Origin of the sequence: Alkalicoccobacillus gibsonii (genome assembly GCF_016798245.1) — a bacterium.
Taxonomy (GTDB): domain Bacteria; phylum Bacillota; class Bacilli; order Bacillales; family Bacillaceae_D; genus Alkalicoccobacillus; species Alkalicoccobacillus gibsonii.
This window is the reverse complement of the sequence record NZ_JAEUZA010000001.1, coordinates 989,747-1,007,027: the sequence shown is the minus strand read 5'-3', so window position 1 is coordinate 1,007,027 and position 17,281 is coordinate 989,747. Positions and strand designations below refer to the sequence as shown.

General features: G+C 40.7%; 16 protein-coding genes. All 16 read left to right on the top strand.

The features are described from left to right. The first annotated feature begins 61 nt into the window (after positions 1-61). Positions 62-2,446 carry an FtsK/SpoIIIE family DNA translocase gene (locus tag JNO66_RS05475; protein ID WP_203087171.1) on the top strand — a complete coding sequence of 795 codons (2,385 nt, stop codon included), beginning with the start codon at positions 62-64 and terminating at the stop codon, positions 2,444-2,446. Positions 2,447-2,475: 29 nt separating this feature from the next. Beyond that, positions 2,476-3,195: a GntR family transcriptional regulator gene (locus JNO66_RS05470; RefSeq protein WP_203087170.1), complete on the top strand. Its 720-nt coding sequence runs from the start codon at positions 2,476-2,478 to the stop codon at positions 3,193-3,195. Positions 3,196-3,441: 246 nt separating this feature from the next. Continuing rightward, positions 3,442-4,734, top strand: a complete 1,293-nt coding sequence (gene yfmF, locus JNO66_RS05465; protein ID WP_203087169.1) for an EF-P 5-aminopentanol modification-associated protein YfmF — start codon at positions 3,442-3,444, stop codon at positions 4,732-4,734. After that, complete coding sequence (gene yfmH, locus JNO66_RS05460; RefSeq protein ID WP_203087168.1) at positions 4,715-6,001, top strand: EF-P 5-aminopentanol modification-associated protein YfmH; 1,287 nt, start codon at positions 4,715-4,717, stop codon at positions 5,999-6,001. Before yfmF ends, yfmH begins: the two co-directional genes overlap by 20 nt. Then, entirely contained in the window at positions 5,998-6,726 is a 729-nt protein-coding gene (gene ymfI / locus JNO66_RS05455) for an elongation factor P 5-aminopentanone reductase (protein WP_203087167.1), read from the top strand. The genes yfmH and ymfI overlap by 4 nt, the downstream gene beginning before the upstream one ends. Positions 6,727-6,804: 78 nt before the next feature. Continuing rightward, entirely contained in the window at positions 6,805-7,053 is a 249-nt protein-coding gene (locus JNO66_RS05450) for a DUF3243 domain-containing protein (RefSeq protein WP_203087166.1), read from the top strand. A gap of 199 nt (positions 7,054-7,252) precedes the next feature. Beyond that, positions 7,253-8,020, top strand: a complete 768-nt coding sequence (locus JNO66_RS05445) for a DUF3388 domain-containing protein (protein WP_203087165.1) — start codon at positions 7,253-7,255, stop codon at positions 8,018-8,020. Between the two features lie 20 nt (positions 8,021-8,040). Next, positions 8,041-8,925, top strand: a complete 885-nt coding sequence (locus JNO66_RS05440) for a helix-turn-helix domain-containing protein (protein ID WP_203087164.1) — start codon at positions 8,041-8,043, stop codon at positions 8,923-8,925. A gap of 169 nt (positions 8,926-9,094) precedes the next feature. Beyond that, the gene (gene pgsA / locus JNO66_RS05435; RefSeq protein WP_203087519.1) at positions 9,095-9,673 is read left to right on the top strand and encodes a CDP-diacylglycerol--glycerol-3-phosphate 3-phosphatidyltransferase; all 579 of its coding nucleotides are present in this window, start codon (positions 9,095-9,097) and stop codon (positions 9,671-9,673) included. 16 nt (positions 9,674-9,689) lie between these two features. Then, the gene (locus JNO66_RS05430) at positions 9,690-10,937 is read left to right on the top strand and encodes a competence/damage-inducible protein A (RefSeq protein WP_203087163.1); all 1,248 of its coding nucleotides are present in this window, start codon (positions 9,690-9,692) and stop codon (positions 10,935-10,937) included. Further along, complete coding sequence (locus JNO66_RS05425; protein ID WP_203087162.1) at positions 10,934-12,535, top strand: DEAD/DEAH box helicase; 1,602 nt, start codon at positions 10,934-10,936, stop codon at positions 12,533-12,535. Before JNO66_RS05430 ends, JNO66_RS05425 begins: the two co-directional genes overlap by 4 nt. Positions 12,536-12,763: 228 nt before the next feature. After that, positions 12,764-13,813 (top strand): recombinase RecA, encoded by a 1,050-nt coding sequence (recA, locus tag JNO66_RS05420; protein ID WP_203087161.1) that lies wholly within the window; start codon positions 12,764-12,766, stop codon positions 13,811-13,813. A gap of 59 nt (positions 13,814-13,872) precedes the next feature. Beyond that, positions 13,873-14,865, top strand: coding sequence for a metallophosphoesterase family protein (locus JNO66_RS05415; protein ID WP_203087160.1), 993 nt, complete (start codon positions 13,873-13,875; stop codon positions 14,863-14,865). Next, positions 14,858-16,285 (top strand): AAA family ATPase, encoded by a 1,428-nt coding sequence (locus tag JNO66_RS05410; RefSeq protein WP_203087159.1) that lies wholly within the window; start codon positions 14,858-14,860, stop codon positions 16,283-16,285. The genes JNO66_RS05415 and JNO66_RS05410 overlap by 8 nt, the downstream gene beginning before the upstream one ends. A 20-nt stretch (positions 16,286-16,305) precedes the next feature. Continuing rightward, on the top strand, positions 16,306-16,560 hold the full coding sequence (locus tag JNO66_RS05405; protein ID WP_203087158.1) for a hypothetical protein: 255 nt from the start codon (positions 16,306-16,308) through the stop codon (positions 16,558-16,560). Next, entirely contained in the window at positions 16,550-17,209 is a 660-nt protein-coding gene (locus JNO66_RS05400) for an AAA family ATPase (RefSeq protein WP_307730685.1), read from the top strand. Before JNO66_RS05405 ends, JNO66_RS05400 begins: the two co-directional genes overlap by 11 nt. Positions 17,210-17,281: the final 72 nt, after the last annotated feature.

Here is a 17,281-nt window from a genome sequence, read left to right as displayed (position 1 = left end):
CAGCCTTTGGGGCTGCTTATTCATATGAGGTTAGATGAATGAATAAAAGGGTGACCGTATTATGGCAAGACGCAAAAAACGAAAGAAGACTAATTGGAAGTCGCAGCTAACCTACGAAATTGTGGGACTGAGTTTACTCGTAGTAGCCGTTGTAACACTTGCCAGGTTAGGCAGTGTAGGCGAGGCTTTTGTTCGCTTGTTTCGTTTTTTTCTAGGAGAATGGTTCTTTCTCTTGGCCATCGGGCTACTTGTTGTTTCTTTGTACATTATGTTTAAGCGAGCGAAACCCGCGTTTTGGTCAAGGAGAATGGCAGGTTTTTATATTATTGTGCTATCTCTAGCTTTACTTGGGCACTGGAGCTTGTTTCAATCATTAGGGGCACAAAGTGGCTTTTCCGATACATCCGTCATTCGGAATACGTGGCATCTGTTTTGGCTTGAAGCGAGTGGTAATCAAACGGGTGGAGAGCTCGGCGGAGGTATGATTGGTGCTGTAGCCTTTGCAGTTAGTCATTTTCTTTTTGCAAGTGGTGGCACGGTATTTCTGTGTATTATCTTAATGATTATTGGTGTGATCCTTATTACAGGACGTTCCGTCGCAGAGTTACTAGGAAAAGGATTTAGAAAATCGTATCTTGGTTTTATCGACTTTGTGAGCTCCATATTTAAAGAAGGAATGCAGTGGAGTAAACAGTCTAAAGAGAAGATGAAAGAAGAACGAGCACGTAGAGATGAGAAAAAGAAAGAGCAACAAAAACAAGAAGCTGCATCTGAGCATCATCGTCCGACACGAACGTCGCGTAAGGGTATTGAGGAAGAGAACGAAGAAACAGGACAAGCTGAAATCCCTGAAATAGTAGATTTCTCTCAAAACGCTTATCAGGAACAGCCAACTGAGCAAAAGACCAAAAAAGATCCTGTAACAGTAGAAAGTGACTTAAAAAAGAGTGACGAAACACCTGAAGAGGACGCTGCACCTGCCTCCCTTGTCACAGCAGGGGAAACAAATGAATCATACATACTACCTTCCTATGAACTATTAAAATCAGCTTCTTCACCAGGACAGCATCAGGAAAAGCAATTACTCACATCAAATGCTCGTAAACTTGAGCAAACGCTAGACAGTTTTGGTGTAAAAGCGCGTGTAACGAAGGTTCATTTAGGGCCAGCCGTTACGAAATATGAAGTGAATCCGAATATTGGCGTAAAAGTGAGCAAGATTGTCAATTTAGCGGACGACCTTGCCTTAGCTCTTGCTGCGAAGGACATTCGGATTGAAGCACCAATTCCGGGCAAATCTGCCATTGGGATTGAGGTTCCTAACAAAGAAGTAGCGATTGTTTCGTTAAGAGAAGTATTGGATTCTACACCTTCAAAAGCAGATGAACATGTATTGTCTGTAGGACTTGGTCGTGATATTTCTGGTGAGCCTGTTCTTGCTCCTCTTCACAAGATGCCTCATTTACTTGTAGCTGGAGCAACGGGTAGTGGAAAAAGTGTATGTATTAATGGAATCATTACGAGTATTTTAATGAAAGCCAAGCCACATGAAGTAAAGCTAATGATGATTGACCCAAAAATGGTAGAGTTAAATGTATACAATGGGATTCCACATCTTCTAACGCCTGTTGTAACGGAGCCAAAGAAAGCATCGCAGGCTCTTAAAAAGGTAGTAGCAGAAATGGAAAGAAGATATGACCTTTTCTCACATAGCGGAACAAGGAACTTAGAAGGCTATAACGAATTAATTAGAAAGCAAAACGAAGCTGGAGATGCGAAGCAACCATTTTTACCATACATTGTGGTGATTGTGGATGAGCTTGCTGATTTAATGATGGTGGCCTCTGGAGATGTAGAGGACTCTATTGCTCGTTTGGCACAAATGGCTAGAGCCTCGGGTATTCATATGATTATTGCGACACAACGACCATCTGTAGATGTTATCACAGGTGTAATTAAAGCAAATATCCCTTCCCGTATTGCATTTGGTGTTTCGTCTCAGACGGATTCAAGAACCATTCTTGATTCTGGAGGAGCCGAAAAATTACTTGGAAGAGGAGACATGCTTTATCTACCGGTTGGCGCAAACAAGCCTACACGAATTCAAGGTGCGTTCTTATCTGACGATGAGGTCGAAGAAGTAGTAGACTTTGTTATCTCCCAACAAAAAGCTCAATATCAAGAAGAGATGACACCAACAGAAGAAGCAGAAGTTCCAAAAGAAGAAGTGCAAGACGAATTGTACTTATCAGCGGTTGATTTAGTTGTGGAGATGAATACAGCTTCTGTATCAATGCTCCAACGCCGATTTAGGATTGGATATACTCGTGCAGCCAGGTTAATCGATGAGATGGAGCTACGCGGTATTGTCGGCAAGTATGAAGGAAGCAAACCACGTGAAGTGCTGATTTCAGCTAAACCTGAGGATGAAGCATCTTCCTCATAAGCTGCAAGAAGAGAATGGGGGGAGAGACTGTGATCAAAACCGATTACAGACCACTTTATTTACAAGTAATTGACAGGTTGCGGCAAGATATAGAGAAATATGATGAGGGAAAACAGCTTCCATCTGAATTTGAATTAGCGAAACAGTTAGGCGTCAGTCGCGCAACCTTGCGCGAAGCCCTACGACTTTTAGAGGACGAGGGATTGGTTGTCCGTAGACATGGAGTTGGAACCTTTGTGAACGCCAAACCAATGCTCACTGCAGGCATTGAAGAATTATCTAGTGTAACAGATATGATTCGTAAGGCGAACATGGAACCGGGTACTATCTTTTTATCAGATTCTGTGCTAGAAGCCACAGAAGAAGACCAAGAATTATTTGGATTGTCGAACCTCGAGCAGGTGTTTCAAATTGAAAGGCTACGAACAGCTGATGACGTTCCAGTTGTGTATTGTTTAGACCGTGTTCCGTATGATTTGTTAAGCAATCATTCGGTTCTTGAAACAAAGTCGCTTTTTCAATTTTTAACGGACATTGGAAAGACAATCACACATGCTGTTACGTATATTGAACCCATTGGATTTCATGAAAAAGTATCAGAACTTCTCGAATCAGATGCAGGATCTGCTCTCCTTCTTCTTAACCAAACACATTATGATCAAAATGATCAGCCGATATTATATTCTCAAAATTATTTTCGAGCGGATAAATTTAAGTTTCATGTCTTGCGAAAGCGGTATATGTCATAAATAATAGGCTAGTTTATTTTTAAACTTAAAACAAAAGCGGCAAATGATTCGTTATTGGATCGTTTGCCGTTTTGTTATGATGGAACTCACGAGTATTCTCCAAAAGCAATTCTCTCTGTGTTGGGTAAAATCTTTTTTAATCAAAATCAAGTGTCCTGAGGCATGAATGATTCCTTATTATGGTATACTAGAGTGATATGCTAGTGGCTAATTGAAGTGACATATGGAAAGGAATGAGTAGCAACTATGGAACAATCAGAACAGCAATTCACCCATCAAGGTATGAATGTTCATGTGATGAAATCGGATAAATTTAAAACAACAACGTTTATGGTTATGCTGCGTGCGCCATTAACAAAAGAGACGGTTTCGTTGCGTGCGCTTTTGCCACACGTTCTTCAAGGTGGAACTGAAAAATGGCCGACAAGGCAAAAGCTTCGCGTACATCTAGATGATCTGTATGGAGCAAGATTAAGCGGAGATGTTCGTAAAAGTGGTGAGCAGCATGTCATGACCTTTTTTATGGATGTGGCCAATGAGCGTTACTTAAAAGATTCTGAGCCCTTACTTCAACAAGCATTAGATGTTTTAGCAGACGTATTGATTCACCCTGTTACTAACAATGGTGCATTTATGAGTGATGTAGTTGAGAGGGAAAAAAGAACGTTAAAACAACGAATTGAATCTGTATATGACGATAAGATGCGTTTTGCAAATATGAGAGCAACCGAAGTAATGTGTGAGGGGGAGCCTTATGCGATCCCAGCGTTTGGTGATATAGAAGGGGTAGAAGTGATTACAGCCGAAGCTCTATACGCTTATTACAAGCAAATGCTTCAATCAGATCAAATAGATCTATATGTGGTAGGAGATGTGGACGAGGATGAAGTATCCGAGTCGATTCATCAAGCATTTACATTACCACAAACCACACCACACAGGGCAAAAGTACGTGTTGAGACGCCTTCTGTTCAAGAAGTGAAGATTATCTCAGAAAAACAAAAAATTAAGCAAGGTAAATTAAATATGGGGTTCCGCACGCACACCTTTTATGGCGACCATGATTATGCAGCCATGCAAGTATTCAACGGGTTGTACGGTGGCTTTGCTCACTCCAAGTTATTTATAAATGTGCGTGAGAAAGAAAGCTTGGCTTATTATGCTGCCTCCAGACTTGAAAGTCATAAAGGCATTTTGATGGTTATGGCAGGGATTGAATTTGATAAATACGACCGTGCAGTTGAAATCATTAAAGAACAGTTTGAAGGAATGAAGCAAGGCGACTTTACCGAGGATGAGATCGCCCAGACAAAATCAATGCTCATCAATCAGCTATTAGAAACAACCGATTCTGCGTCAGGTCAAATTGAACTTCATTATCGTGAACAATTAAGTCAGGTCAATCAGTCGGTTGAAGCGCTGATTGAGCAAATTAAACAGGTCTCAAAAGAAGACATTCAAGCATGCGCAAACAAATGTCAGCTTGATACGATTTACTTTTTGAAGGGAGAAGATGAACATGAAACAAGTTCCATTTAACCAGCTAAATGAAACCCTATATCAAGAAACACTTGAGAACGGTCTTCATGTTTATATCCTTCCAAAGGAAGGTTTTAATAAAACATTTGCGACATTTACAACGAAGTATGGTTCCATTGATAATCGTTTTATTCCCCTCAATGAGTCAGAAGAACGTTTAGTTCCAGATGGGATCGCACACTTTCTAGAGCACAAAATGTTTGAAAGTGAAGAAGGAGACGTCTTTCACGAATTTAGTAAGCAAGGTGCCTCTGCTAATGCATTCACAAGCTTTACGAGTACTGCTTATTTGTTTTCAAGTACGTCTAATGTTGAAAAAAATCTAGAGACATTAGTAGATTTTGTTCAGCATCCTTACTTTACACCTGAAAGCGTTGAGAAGGAAAAAGGGATTATAAATCAAGAAATTACAATGTACGATGACAATCCAGACTGGCGCTTATATTTTGGTGTAATTGAAAATTTGTACAAAAATCATCCTGTTAAGATTGATATTGCAGGAACGATTGAGTCGATTTCACATATTACCTCAGATTGGCTTTATACGTGCTATCACACCTTTTATCATCCAAGTAATATGCTTTTGTTTGTCGTTGGTGCAGTCGAGCCAAATGAGGTAATGCAACAAATTAAAGCGAATCAAGCCGGAAAAACCTTTACACCACCTGAAGATATTAAACGCTTTTTTGAAGAAGAGCCGAATTCGGTTGCAAAAGAAAAAAGCGTTATCCATATGCCTGTTCAAGCTCCAAAATGCTTGGTTGGTATTAAAGAAATAGGGACAGAACGTAAGGGAAATGATCTATTAAAAAGAGAGCTAGGTATTAAGGTTATCCTTGATCTTATGTTTGGTCAGAGCTCCAAGCATTACCAAACTCTATACGACTCTGGACTTATTGACGATACGTTCTCTTATGATTACACAGGAGAAAGAGGATTTGGCTTTACCATTGTAGGAGGAGACTCAAAGGATCCTGATAAGTTAGCTGATACATTAAAATCGATGATCCAAGAATTTGTATCTAGTGAAATTGATTCAACAAATATGGACCGAGCGATTAAAAAGAAAATTGGATCCTTTATGCGTTCTTTAAATTCACCAGAGTTTATTGCCACTCAGTTTACACGCTATCAGTTTAATGAGATGAATTTATTTGACGTTGTCCCAATGCTTGAATCTTTAACAAAAGAAGACCTCGAAGAAATCATGCGAGATCACTTTGAGTTATCGCGTTCAACGGTCTGTCAGGTGCGCCCAGAAGCATGAGTGTAAGAAAACATATTTTAATTACAGGAGCAACTGGAGGAGTTGGCGCAGCTACGGCAATCGCACTAGCTTCTCCAGAGGTTTTATTAAGCCTCCATTACCACTCAAATAAAGAACAAGCAGAAGATGTCAGCAAAGCGTGCCGCGAACTAGGTGCAGAAGTCTATCTGATTCAATGTAATTTACGTTCGTCAACTGGAGTAGATGAGTTAATGGAGCAGTTAATTATGCCAGTAGACACGCTGATCTATACAGCGGGTTATTCATTACAAGGTTTACTCACTGAGTTAACGGATACTGAGTTGACGGATCTGATGTCGGTTCATCTATTTTCACCGATTAAGTTGACGAGAGCTCTTTTGCCACATATGATCTCGAAAAAAGTGGGGAAGATTATGATGCTTTCTTCTATTTGGGGTGTGACCGGTGCTTCTTATGAGGTAGCGTACTCTGCAGCAAAAGGCGGATTAAATAGCTTTGTTAAAGCACTTGCAAAAGAAGTGGCTCCAAGTGGTATTCAAGTTAATGCGATTGCACCAGGCGCACTTGAAACAAACATGATGGCCATATATGAACCGGGAGAACAACAACAGCTTAAAGATGAAATCCCTGCCGGAAGATTCGGCAAGCCTGAGGAAATTGCTGATGCCGTATTATTTTTAGTGAGCGAGCAATCAAATTACATAAACGGGCAGATCATTGAAATTAACGGAGCCTGGCATTAAGACTTTCATTTTCCCTGCATAAAATTGTACAAATGACAAAACCTAATCATGCAGTACAATTAAAGGGAGGAATGAACAATGTCTGTAGTAGATAATTGGGATCACTGGAAAGAGTTTTTGAATTCTCGTTTAGACGAAGCTCAAGATAAAGGCTTGTCTGATGGAGTGGTATCAGATGTGGCTTACCAGGTTGGCGAATATCTTGCTGGCCAAGTTGAGCCAAAAAATGATCAAGAACGCGTTCTTGCTGATTTATGGAAAGTAGCAAGCGAAGAAGAGCAACATGCCATCGCTAACATGATGGTTAAGCTAGTCGACCATAAATAATCAGTAGGCACCTCTTCTCTTGAAGCGGTGCCTTTTTTGTGAATATGTAGGTGAAAACCGAATAAAATATACGACAACTATAAAAATCCTTTCAATTGAGTGTAAAATCCATTATCATTAAAAAAAGTAGTGAAATTTTTAGCTGAATTTGTCAGAACCATGCTCCATAACATTTTGTTGGACAAGGCGGGTGTCGTAGATGAAAGAATGGTATTTTGAATACCAGTTATTGGAGAACAGACCTGGGATATTAGGAGATATTTCTTCATTACTCGGGATGCTTTCAATTAACATTATGACCATTAATGGTATTGATGATAGTCGGCGAGGAATGCTACTTAGTAGTGAAAGTGATGACCAAGTAGAGCGCTTTAAGTCGATTTTACATACGATTGGTAGTGTATCTGTAACGAAATTCCGTGAGCCGCGAGTACGAGATCGCTTAGCTATTAGGCATGGACGTTACATTGAAAGAGATGCAGCAGAGCGTAAAACGTTCCGGTTTATTCGACGTGAGTTGGGTCTACTCGTTGACTTCATGGCTGAGCTTTACAAGCGCGATGGGCATTATTTAGTTGGTATACGTGGAATGCCACGTGTCGGAAAAACGGAGTCAGTGGTTGCGGCAAGTGTATGTGCAAACAAGCGCTGGTCTTTTATTTCGTCTACGCTGCTCAGACAAACAGTACGTAGTCAATTGGCTGATGATGAATTAGGTGGAGATCACATCTTTATAATAGATGGGATTGTCTCTACGATGAGGTCAACAGAAAAACATAGAACATTAGTATCTGAGGTCATGAGGCAGCCTGTTGTAAAAGTTGTGGAGCATCCGGATATTTTTGTTCGGGAAACGGAATATGAACTTGAGGATTTTGACTGCATTATTGAGTTGCGAAATGATGAAAATGAAAAAATCACCTATGATGTAGTCGAACCAGGATTCTCTTCCTTTGATATAAGCTAAAGGTGTAGGTGGGTGTAACAATGTCAGAACTAGGAAATCAATTAAAGCAAGCGCGCGTAGATAAGCAGCTTTCGCTTGAAGATCTACAACGCACAACAAAGATTCAAAAAAGATATTTAGTTGCCATTGAAGAGGGGCGCTTTGACTCTCTACCCGGCATGTTTTATGCAAGAGCATTTGTTAAGACTTATGCTGAAGCAGTAGGGCTTGATTCTACAGAATTGTTAGAAACCCACAAAAATGAATTGCCTAAGCCAAGTAAAAGTGAGGAGAGTATCCCATCGAGATCAGAGCGACGGAAAACTGTCGCAGAAGCACCTGTTAAAAAATCACGTGCTGTCTCGTTTATTCCACTCATTTCGATTATTGTCTTCCTTATAGTGGTTTTAGCAGTGATTTTCTTGGTCCAATCCAACTTAAGTGGGAATAACGATCCAGTAGAGCCTGATAACAACCCAATCGATGCTGAGTACGGTGACCCCGTTGAATCAGAAGATGAGCCTGAAAGTGAAGACGCACCAGATGAAGAGCAAGCAGAAGACGAGAACCAAGGATCTGGAGAGGCGACTGAAGAAGAGGAGCCAGAAGAATCAGTTAGCGAGCTGACACTTGATGAAAGCACTGGTAACACATCTTTCTTTACACTTGAAGCGGATGCGATGAACGTTCGAATTGAGTTTGAGGGTGATTCGTATGCAGACATTAAAGACAGCAATGGTGAGTTCCTCATCGCTTCATCTTTATTCCAAAATGGTGATGACATTACAGAAGACTATAGTGAAGAAGAATCTATTCTTATTAACCTAGGTGCTTCTCAAAATGCAACAGTGTTTATTAATGACGAGGAAGTAGACCTTCCGCTTGATATGGTTCATCAAAAACTTGAAATTTCGTACCAACCATAAGAAAAAATCGTTTTTGTCATACTGGCAAAAACGATTTTTTTAATTGCTTGAATAGGCTATGTTTTAACCTTTGCAGAAAGGTTATGATACAATAATGAAACGGTTACCCCTTAAGTGATAAAAATCAAAGGATGAAGACCAGAAATTGTTTAAGAAAGAAGGGGCTAAATTGAATCTGCCAAATAAGATTACAATCTCACGCATTTTATTAATTCCGATTTTTATGCTTTTCCTTTTAATTGATTGGCCATTTGGAGTTCTTTCATTTTATGGAACAGAACTTGCTATTTCTGATCTGATTGCAGCGCTTATTTTTATTTTTGCTTCTGCTACAGATTGGTTGGATGGCTACTTTGCTAGGAAGCTAAATCTAATCACGAACTTCGGGAAATTTCTTGACCCGCTTGCAGATAAGTTACTCGTAACGGCTGCACTTATCGGTCTTGTTGAATCTGGAGTTGTTGCGGCTTGGATGGTTATTATTATACTAAGTAGGGAATTTGCTGTAACAGGAATACGTTTAGTGGCAGCTGCAGATGGCGATGTCATTGCAGCAAGTCAGTTGGCAAAATGGAAAACAACGGCACAGATTATTGCGATTGCTGCTTGTTTGTTACATAATGTACCATTTGCTGCGTTATCCATACCATTTGATCAGATCATGATCTGGATTGCAACAATCCTAACGATTGTCTCAGGTGTGGATTATTTTATAAAAAGTAAGCATGTCATTTTAAAATCAAAATAACATGGGGGAATGAAACATGAACGCAGAAATTCTTGCAGTAGGTTCCGAATTATTGTTAGGTCAAATTTTGAACACCAATGCTCAATATCTTTCCAAACAGCTCGCTGAGCTTGGAATTGATGTTTATGTACATACCGTGGTTGGAGATAATGAGAAACGGTTAACGGAATCATTGGAGCTCGCGGCAAACAGAGCCGACCTCGTTATTTTAACGGGCGGTCTTGGTCCAACAAAAGATGATCTAACGAAAGAAACGGCAGCAACATTCTGTGGTCGTTCGTTAGTCCATGATGAAGACGCATTGCATTCCATTGAATCGTATTTTGAAAAACGTAATCGACAAATGACACCGAATAATCGGAAGCAGGCTCTTGTCATTGAAGGCTCTACTGTCTTAAAGAACCATACAGGTATGGCTCCAGGAATGTATGTTGAGTCAGAAAAATGTAAGCTTGTCCTTATGCCGGGACCTCCTAGAGAATTGCAGCCGATGTTTGAGCTTGAGCTAAAACCGCTCCTACTCGATGGATCAGGTACAGCCATCACATCTAGGGTCTTACGTTATTTTGGGATCGGTGAGTCACAGCTTGAAACAGACCTTGAAGACTTAATCGATGCTCAAACAAATCCAACGATTGCACCACTCGCAGGCAATGGTGAAGTAAAGCTACGGTTAACAGTCAAACATTCTGATGAAGCGGAAGCAGAACGTCTTCTAGATGAAACAGAGGCAGCCATTCAAAAGCGGGTAGGAGAATTTTTCTATGGCTACGGTGAAATAGGTTTGATGGAGCAATTATCCATTCAGTTAAAAGAAGCAAAGTTAACTCTGTCTGCAGCTGAAAGCTTTACAGGTGGACTTTTTACTTCAGGTTTAACCTCTTACAAAGGAGCATCGTCTATTTTTGTTGGAGGAATTTCAGCATATTCTTCAGATGTGAAGGAAGATATCCTACAAGTGTCGAATGAAACGATTAAGCAAAGTGGGGTAGTAAGCGAATCTTGTGCAAATGAAATGGCAAGCTCCGTCCAAAAGATGTTTAAATCAAATATTGGCGTTTCATTTACAGGGGTTGCTGGTCCAGATCCTCAAGAAGGTAAAGAACCAGGCACCGTATTTATTGGGATTAGTGGACCAGATTCGAATGTGACTGTGTATCCTCTGCAATTAAGCGGAAACCGTCAAGCGATTCGAGAACGCGCTGTAAAGTATTGCTGCTTCTACTTATTGAATGAATTAAAAAGGTGGCATGCAACAACATGACTTATTTTACCGATTTTGAGTTATCTGATCCGGTTAAACGAGCCATTCGGGACATGGGCTTTGAGGAGCCCTCTCCCATTCAAGAAAAAGCGATTCCGCCCATTCTTCAAGGCGGAGATGTGATTGGTCAAGCTCAAACAGGAACAGGGAAAACAGCAGCTTTTGGTATACCTGTTGTTAATAAGGTAACGAATGAACAGCACGTTCAAGCGTTAATCTTAACACCTACTAGAGAACTAGCCATTCAAGTTTCAGGAGAATTACAAAAGTTGTCTGTTCACAAACGAATTCGTACTCTGCCTATTTACGGAGGGCAATCGATTGGTCATCAAATTCGAGCACTTAAGCAAGGTGTTCATGTTGTCATTGGGACACCTGGACGGGTGCTCGATCACATCAGACGTCAAACATTAAAGCTTGACCGGGTTCATACGGTCGTACTGGATGAAGCAGATGAGATGCTTGATATGGGTTTTGTTGAAGACATTGAAACCATTTTGAGCCATGTGAACCATTCGAGACAAACGTTGTTATTTTCTGCTACGATGCCATATGCCATCCGTAAGCTGTCTAAGAAGTACATGAATCAGCCAATGATGGTTACGATCAACAAAGGTGAGGTAACAGCACCTCTCGTGGAGCAGCGTTATTACAAAGTCCTTGAACGAAACAAGATTGATTCGTTATGTCGGATTATTGATAGTGACGATGTGGAGCTTGGGATTCTATTTTGCCGTACTAAAAAAGGAGTGGCTGAGTTAACCGAGGCACTTCAAGCACGAGGGTATCTAGCAGATGGCTTACATGGAGATTTGTCTCAGCCCCAACGAGATGTTGTGATGAAAAAGTTTAGAGAGGCATCCATTGATTTTCTAATCGCAACAGACGTAGCAGCACGTGGAATTGATGTTCAAAATGTAAGCCATGTGATTAACTACGATATTCCTCAGGATCCTGAGAGCTATGTTCACCGTATTGGACGAACAGGTCGAGCCGGACGTACGGGTCTTGCTTTAACACTCGTTACGCCAAGAGAAATGAAGCATCTTCGTTCAATTGAGCAAGAGATTAAGATGTCAATTCCGTCTTACTCTGTTCCAACGCTTGAAGAAGTGGTATTAAAACAACAGAGCTCATGGAAAAAACTCGTTTCGGATACGATTGATTCAGGTGTTGCGAGATCAGACCTTTTTGGGCCACTTGTGCAAGAACTTTTAACAGATTATACGGCCGAAGAAGTTGTGCAAGCTTTGTTAACTCTTCAATTTTCATCAGATTCGACCGCCGATGATCCAGGCTATCAATTTGGTGAAACGGGTGGAGCAGAAGGGATGATTCGGTTCTTTATCAATGTAGGTCGAAATGTGAATCTGACTCCCAAAATCCTTTCTGAAGAGATTTCTAGATTAGTAGGAATTAAGGCGTCAAGCATTGGCCGAATGGATATCTTTGATAACTTTACGTTTGTAGATGTTCCAGAAGAATCAGCTCCGTTTGTTTACGAAGCTCTAAGGTATTCCCGCATCAATGGGGCAAGAGTAAATCTTGAACCTGCTAAACCGCGTCCTAAACGCCCTAAACGTGGTACGACCTCCTGATACAAATGAAAATGCAGCATCATGCTCTTGCTGCTGCATTTTTCCTTCTTTTAACTCCCTTATTTTATCCACTTACGCCTCCCACTTTGCTGTCTTAAAAAAATGCGAATAAATGTTCGGTTTTCTCTTGGCAAATCTCAAAAAACAAGTTATGATAGAACAGTAGAAACAGTGAATCACTAATAACGTTTACTATACATTGATTTTTTAAATAGAGGAGAGATTTGAATGAGCGATCGTAAGGCAGCATTAGATATGGCGCTTCGCCAAATTGAAAAGCAATTCGGTAAAGGTTCAATTATGAAACTAGGAGATCAAACAGATCAGCGTATCGCTACGATCTCAAGTGGATCTCTTGCATTAGATATTGCACTAGGAGTAGGTGGTTATCCGCGTGGTCGTATAATTGAAGTATACGGACCAGAGTCTTCTGGTAAAACAACGGTTTCCCTTCATGCCATTGCTGAAGTACAAGCAAATGGAGGAACGGCTGCTTTTATCGATGCTGAGCATGCACTTGATCCAGTTTATGCTCAAAAACTAGGTGTGAATGTAGAAGAACTATTATTATCTCAGCCTGACACAGGAGAGCAAGCTCTTGAAATCGCTGAAGCGCTCGTACGTAGTGGTGCGGTTGATATTATCGTAGTGGATAGTGTCGCGGCTCTTGTACCAAAAGCAGAGATTGAGGGTGACATGGGTGATAGTCATGTAGGACTTCAAGCTCGCTTAATGTCCCAGGCACTTCGTAAACTTTCTGGCGCCATTAGCAAGTCAAAAACGATTGCGTTATTTATTAACCAAATTCGTGAGAAAATTGGTGTGATGTTTGGTAACCCTGAAACCACTCCAGGTGGTCGTGCTCTTAAGTTCTATTCTTCTGTTCGCTTAGAAGTTCGCCGTGCTGAAACATTAAAACAAGGGAACGATATGGTCGGGAACAAAACAAGAATCAAAGTGGTTAAGAACAAAGTTGCGCCTCCGTTCAAACAAGCTGAAGTGGATATTATGTATGGAGAGGGTATTTCTAAACAAGGCTCTGTCTTAGACATTGCAGCTGATCTTGACATTGTTTTAAAAAGTGGAGCATGGTATTCCTTTAAAGAAGAACGCATCGGTCAAGGACGTGAGAACTCTAAAATATTCTTGAAAGAGCATCCAGAAATGATGGCTGAAATTGAAGGACTTATTCGTGCACATCACGGATTAGATGGTCAAGTAGAGGTTCCTGTGCCTGATGAAAAAGAATTCGAAGATGTTCCATTAGATCTTAAATAAAACCGTAGCTGAATAAGCACCGTATGGGTGCTTATTCTTTTCAGTTTGAGGTGATTACAATGATTAAATTTCTGTATTTTACAGATACACATATTCGGGGAACAACCCCCAAAAATAGATTAGATTCCTTTTCGGAGACGATCAAACGTAAATTAACAGAAGTGATGCAGATAGCGGAAAAAGAAAAGGTAGATCTCATGCTTCATGGGGGAGATGTCTTTGATCGACCGGACCTATCTCCAAATGTTGTAGGACAGTTTGCAAAGCTGTTCCGTGAAACGAATATTCCCATCTATGCCATTTCAGGAAACCATGATACATTTGGTCATAATCCAGACACCATTTCTAGGACGATGCTTGGATTATTAGATTCGTTTGGAATCATGACCATAATCCATCCAGACGAGCCTCTTTTTATAAAAAAAGAGGATGTATCCGTTCAAATTTCTGGACAACCCTATCATTATGATTTAGATCAACGAGACGTTAAATTAGATTATTATCCAATGAATCATCATCAAGCAGATTATATGATTCATCTTGTACACAGTATGTTGGTTGAAAAGGCTCTTCCAGAGGGTATTCCTCATACTCTAGTAGATCATATTTGGACAACACCAGCTGATGTGATCTTAACTGGTCACTTTCATGGTGGGTTTGGAATCAAAGAACAGGACGGAAAATTTATTTGCAATCCAGGCGCTATTTCACGTATTAACAATCACTGGATGGAGCTCAATCGAATGCCTAAGGTCGTTATTGGTGAAATCACTGCATCGGGCATAACGTTAAGAGAACAAGTGCTTAAGACTGCACAAAAGGGTGAAGAAGTGCTCGACCGAACCTACGTAGAAAAAGCGGTCCATCAAGAAGAGAAACTACACGAATTTGTCCAACAAGTGAAAGCACAAAGTGATTTCAAGAACCTACACATGAACGATATTATTCGTGAGCTTGCATCGCTCTCAGAAGTAGAAGATCGTGTAAAGCAGGAAGCGCTACGGAGAATGACGCAGGTAGAGGAAAGCTGGGGAGGTGAGGGAGATGAATAACATCCTGGATGTTCGATTAGAAAACTTCCAATCTCACCTTGACTCTCAATTTACTTTTGCAGATGGCCTGAATGTATTAATCGGTCAGTCTGATAGTGGAAAAACAGCTGTGATTCGTGGTATACGTTGGGCCTTATTTAACCAGCCACGGGGAACAGATTTTATTCGTGCGGGTAGCGACTTTGTCCGTGTAACGATTCAATTTGAAAGTGGAGATCGACTGATACGTGAGCGAACAGCTTCTAAGAATCGGTATATGATCAAGAAAAACGGACAGGAACAACAGGTTTTTGAGAGCTTTGGGCAGCATGTTCCACAAGAGGTATTAGATTTACATGGGATGCGTCCATTGCGCATTGATCGAGATCATGAATTAACCATTCATCTAGCTCAACAGCTGGATGGACCTTTTTTGCTTGAACAACCCGGGTCGATGCGTGCAAAAACAATTGGAAGGATTAGTGGCGCTCATTATTTGGATGCGGCTATTCGCGACACTTCAAGAGATCTTCACTCGCTTAATCAAAGTAAAAGATGGAGTGAGGAACAAACAGAACAACTGAAAAAGGATTTAGAGCCTTATGAACAAGTCATTCGATCAGGTGAACAACTCGAGAAGGCATCACATCTTTTTGAGAAGATTAAGAGTAAACAAGCAAGGCTAGAAAGCTTACAATCGAAGCATCAAGATTTGCACACAAATCAAGGGCTAATGAAACAATCCCACGACAAATTAGATTCTCTAAAAGAACTCCCGACAATTGAATCGATGTTGTACCGACTTGAATGGATGATTCAGAGACAATCAGTGTTTAAAAAGCTTCACGAACAGCAACAAACCTATACAGAGCAGCTATTAAAAGTGGAGAGATTCTTGCAGCTTACTGAGTCTATTGAAGAAGCAGCCGAAAGAGAGAGACGTGCAAAGACTCTTGTGCAAAAACGAGCAGCCTTAATCAAGTTAAACGATCAATACACTCAACTGACAGCGATCGAGAGTAAAGCCTACCAAGTAACTAGTAAGACGAAGTTTGTGACTCAGATTCCATCTAACTGGGAGGAGTCAGTTAAACAGACGGGGCAACGGGTAAAACGATTGATTTCTCTTAAAGACCAAATCATGGCGATAAACGAGCAACTAGCAAAACAACAAAAACAGCTAGAGACCGTTGCACAGATTGAGATGGCCACGTTAAAAGTAAATCAGATAGATGAGACCTATAACAAATATCAGCAAATGATCGAGAAAAAACAAGCATATACAGAAATACGTAAGCGAATGAAGGATGGAGAGCAGTTTATCCAAACAAAGAAGCAAGAGCTTGAACAGCTAGCCGTTCAATACGAAGAGCTGGCTAAAAAAGATGGAATTTGTCCGACTTGTGGCCAAGTAATACAAACCAATCACAACCATGGTTGATACGAGGGGAGTACAAAAAGATGAGTACAATTGAGCAAGAATTAACAAAGATGAAGCAAGCGATTGATCAGGCGAGAGACATGAGGTACCGGGCGGAAGCAAAGCTTGAGGAGCTGCAAAATCAACGCGATCGTATTTTAAAAGAGTTAGAGGAGCTAGGCGTTGGCCCAGATGAATTAGAAAACGAGATAAAAAAACTGGAATCAGAGGTTGAGCAAGCGATGAGTGAAACGTGGTCGCTTATTCCTAAAGAGCTGATTAAGCATGATGCATGAGGAATTAGTTAAGCTTGAACAAACGATTAAGCAGGCACGGGATACGTGGACAAGGCTGGACGCCAGACGTCAAGTGCTTGTTGATCAGTTAGAACAAGCAGAAGCGAAGCTTAATGAATACTTAGATACGATTGATGTGTATGAAAAAGCACGCGTTCTCCTTCAGCAGTCAGCGGAGTATGCGCGTGAGCAAGCACGACAACAAATGGAGACTTTGGTCACCAATGCGCTCCAGTATGTATTTGGACCTTTGTTCCATTTTCAGATTGAAATTGAAGATCACGGAAATCGTACGGTTGCTGAATTTTATGTAACGACTGAGTATGAGGGCGTTCAAATTAAAACAAAACCCCAAGACTCAAGAGGTGGCGGTGTTGTTGATATTGTGACACTTGCGTTACGAGTAGCCTTAATGGAAACTGTACAGCCAAAAGTAAGTGGACCGTTAATATTGGATGAACCTGGGAAGCATGTATCAAATGAGTATGTTTATTATTTATATGAGTTTCTAAAATCATTAAGCACGATGTTTGGTAGACAAATTATCATGGTTACACATAATCATCATTTAACAGAGTCAGCTGATCAAGCGTTTGAGGTTTCGATTCGGGACGGAATAAGCGAGGTCACACCCATTTCCACAGCTTGACATCAACGGTGGGTGACTTTACAATTAAAAGGTGAAGCGGCTTTTATATTTTTACTTTTTTACTCCGCTTTC

Excerpts from the sequence above, each read along its gene's own strand:
- JNO66_RS05475 (WP_203087171.1), top strand. The coding sequence starts at position 62 with ATGGCAAGACGCAAAAAACGAAAGAAGACTAATTGGAAGTCGCAGCTA.
- yfmF (WP_203087169.1), top strand. The coding sequence starts at position 3,442 with ATGGAACAATCAGAACAGCAATTCACCCATCAAGGTATGAATGTTCAT.
- yfmH (WP_203087168.1), top strand. The coding sequence starts at position 4,715 with ATGAAACAAGTTCCATTTAACCAGCTAAATGAAACCCTATATCAAGAA.
- ymfI (WP_203087167.1), top strand. The coding sequence starts at position 5,998 with ATGAGTGTAAGAAAACATATTTTAATTACAGGAGCAACTGGAGGAGTT.
- JNO66_RS05450 (WP_203087166.1), top strand. The coding sequence starts at position 6,805 with ATGTCTGTAGTAGATAATTGGGATCACTGGAAAGAGTTTTTGAATTCT.
- JNO66_RS05445 (WP_203087165.1), top strand. The coding sequence starts at position 7,253 with ATGAAAGAATGGTATTTTGAATACCAGTTATTGGAGAACAGACCTGGG.
- JNO66_RS05440 (WP_203087164.1), top strand. The coding sequence starts at position 8,041 with ATGTCAGAACTAGGAAATCAATTAAAGCAAGCGCGCGTAGATAAGCAG.
- JNO66_RS05430 (WP_203087163.1), top strand. The coding sequence starts at position 9,690 with ATGAACGCAGAAATTCTTGCAGTAGGTTCCGAATTATTGTTAGGTCAA.
- JNO66_RS05425 (WP_203087162.1), top strand. The coding sequence starts at position 10,934 with ATGACTTATTTTACCGATTTTGAGTTATCTGATCCGGTTAAACGAGCC.
- recA (WP_203087161.1), top strand. The coding sequence starts at position 12,764 with ATGAGCGATCGTAAGGCAGCATTAGATATGGCGCTTCGCCAAATTGAA.
- JNO66_RS05415 (WP_203087160.1), top strand. The coding sequence starts at position 13,873 with ATGATTAAATTTCTGTATTTTACAGATACACATATTCGGGGAACAACC.
- JNO66_RS05410 (WP_203087159.1), top strand. The coding sequence starts at position 14,858 with ATGAATAACATCCTGGATGTTCGATTAGAAAACTTCCAATCTCACCTT.
- JNO66_RS05405 (WP_203087158.1), top strand. The coding sequence starts at position 16,306 with ATGAGTACAATTGAGCAAGAATTAACAAAGATGAAGCAAGCGATTGAT.
- JNO66_RS05400 (WP_307730685.1), top strand. The coding sequence starts at position 16,550 with ATGATGCATGAGGAATTAGTTAAGCTTGAACAAACGATTAAGCAGGCA.